This window comes from Castellaniella caeni NBRC 101664 (genome assembly GCF_001592225.1).
Lineage (GTDB): Bacteria > Pseudomonadota > Gammaproteobacteria > Burkholderiales > Burkholderiaceae_B > Castellaniella > Castellaniella caeni.
In genome coordinates, this window is the sequence record NZ_BCWN01000046.1 from 1 (window position 1) to 2,376 (window position 2,376).

2 tRNA genes and 1 rRNA gene are annotated in these 2,376 nt (G+C 53.6%); all 3 read right to left on the reverse strand.

The annotated features are described in order from the left end of the window. Positions 1-25: 25 nt before the first annotated feature. Positions 26-101: transfer RNA gene (locus CCA01S_RS15000), tRNA-Ala, on the reverse strand. Between the two features lie 60 nt (positions 102-161). Beyond that, a tRNA-Ile gene (locus CCA01S_RS15005) sits at positions 162-238 on the reverse strand. A 113-nt stretch (positions 239-351) separates the two neighbouring features. Next, positions 352-1,892: ribosomal RNA gene (locus CCA01S_RS15010) — 16S ribosomal RNA — on the reverse strand. Positions 1,893-2,376: the final 484 nt, after the last annotated feature.

The following is a 2,376-nucleotide window of genomic DNA, read 5'->3' on the forward strand; positions in this document are numbered from 1 at the left end:
ACTGTCAACTGTGATGGAACCGTGATGGTGGAGGATGACGGGATCGAACCGACGACCCCCTGCTTGCAAAGCAGGTGCTCTCCCAGCTGAGCTAATCCCCCGGATGACCCGGGCCGTGCAGCGCGCAAGTCACCTTGCACGGACACGAGCCTGCGTATGCGTGGTGGGTCAAGATGGATTCGAACCATCGACCCCCGCCTTATCAAGACGGTGCTCTAACCGACTGAGCTACTGACCCCCTGGCCTACGTGCCGCAGCACTGCGGCAGCAGAACCCTCAAGACCATGTTGACTCTAAACAGCCGATAAGCGTGGACGCTTGAAGACAAGAACTGGCGCAGCGCTTGCTCTTAAAGGAGGTGATCCAGCCGCACCTTCCGATACGGCTACCTTGTTACGACTTCACCCCAGTCATGAATCTCACCGTGGTAAGCGCCCCCCTTGCGGTTAGGCTACCTACTTCTGGTGAAACCCACTCCCATGGTGTGACGGGCGGTGTGTACAAGACCCGGGAACGTATTCACCGCGACATGCTGATCCGCGATTACTAGCGATTCCGACTTCACGCAGTCGAGTTGCAGACTGCGATCCGGACTACGATCGGGTTTCTGAGATTGGCTCCACCTCGCGGCTTGGCATCCCTCTGTCCCGACCATTGTATGACGTGTGAAGCCCTACCCATAAGGGCCATGAGGACTTGACGTCATCCCCACCTTCCTCCGGTTTGTCACCGGCAGTCTCATTAGAGTGCCCAACCAAATGTAGCAACTAATGACAAGGGTTGCGCTCGTTGCGGGACTTAACCCAACATCTCACGACACGAGCTGACGACAGCCATGCAGCACCTGTGTTCCAGTTCTCTTGCGAGCACTCCTCTATCTCTAAAGGATTCCGGACATGTCAAGGGTAGGTAAGGTTTTTCGCGTTGCATCGAATTAATCCACATCATCCACCGCTTGTGCGGGTCCCCGTCAATTCCTTTGAGTTTTAATCTTGCGACCGTACTCCCCAGGCGGTCAACTTCACGCGTTAGCTGCGCTACTAAGGTTAATAAACCCCAACAGCTAGTTGACATCGTTTAGGGCGTGGACTACCAGGGTATCTAATCCTGTTTGCTCCCCACGCTTTCGTGCATGAGCGTCAGTATCATCCCAGGGGGCTGCCTTCGCCATCGGTATTCCTCCACATCTCTACGCATTTCACTGCTACACGTGGAATTCTACCCCCCTCTGACGTACTCTAGCCCGGTAGTTAAAAGTGCAGTTCCAAGGTTAAGCCCTGGGATTTCACACCTTTCTTTCCGAACCGCCTGCGCACGCTTTACGCCCAGTAATTCCGATTAACGCTTGCACCCTACGTATTACCGCGGCTGCTGGCACGTAGTTAGCCGGTGCTTATTCTGCAGGTACCGTCATGAACCCGAGGTATTATCCCGGGCCTTTTCTTCCCTGCCAAAAGTGCTTTACAACCCGAAGGCCTTCATCGCACACGCGGGATGGCTGGATCAGGGTTGCCCCCATTGTCCAAAATTCCCCACTGCTGCCTCCCGTAGGAGTCTGGGCCGTGTCTCAGTCCCAGTGTGGCTGGTCGTCCTCTCAAACCAGCTACGGATCGCAGCCTTGGTAGGCCTTTACCCCACCAACTAGCTAATCCGATATCGGCCGCTCCAATAGTGAGAGGTCTTGCGATCCCCCTCTTTCTCCCGTAGGACGTATGCGGTATTAGCTGACCTTTCGGCCAGTTATCCCCCGCTACTGGGCACGTTCCGATACATTACTCACCCGTTCGCCACTCGCCACCAAGAAAGCAAGCTTTCTCGTGCTGCCGTTCGACTTGCATGTGTAAAGCATCCCGCTAGCGTTCAATCTGAGCCAGGATCAAACTCTTCAGTTCAATTCCTGTAATCGTAGTTTCTAATCCCGTTGAAGGGACGGAAAGCTACGTTCGCTATGCATCACTCAAAAGAAATGACAAAGCATGGTTAAAAACCTTACTTCTTCATTTCTATCTGTGCGAGCACTTGGTATAACTTGTGCAAAACCGGTAAAATCCGACTCGTGAGAATCGAACCTTGCCGTGTCTGGCCAGTTGTTATCTAAGCGCCCACACTTATCGGCTGTTAAGTTTTTAAAGAACAAATCTGCATCAAGCAGAGAAGCGAGATTATGAAGCAGTTTTAAAACCTTGTCAAATCGCTGTGCGCTGAAGGCCAGGGCTGGGTTTGAAACCCGGGCAGCTCAAACAACAAACCGCCACACCTTGCATTCGCGTCAGGCAACGCCGACGAAACTGCTACGTTTCTCGCTGTCGAGCCCGAAATTAAAACACACGAAGCATTTAATGTCAAGCCAGACTGCCGCAGGCCGAAGCCCGCGCC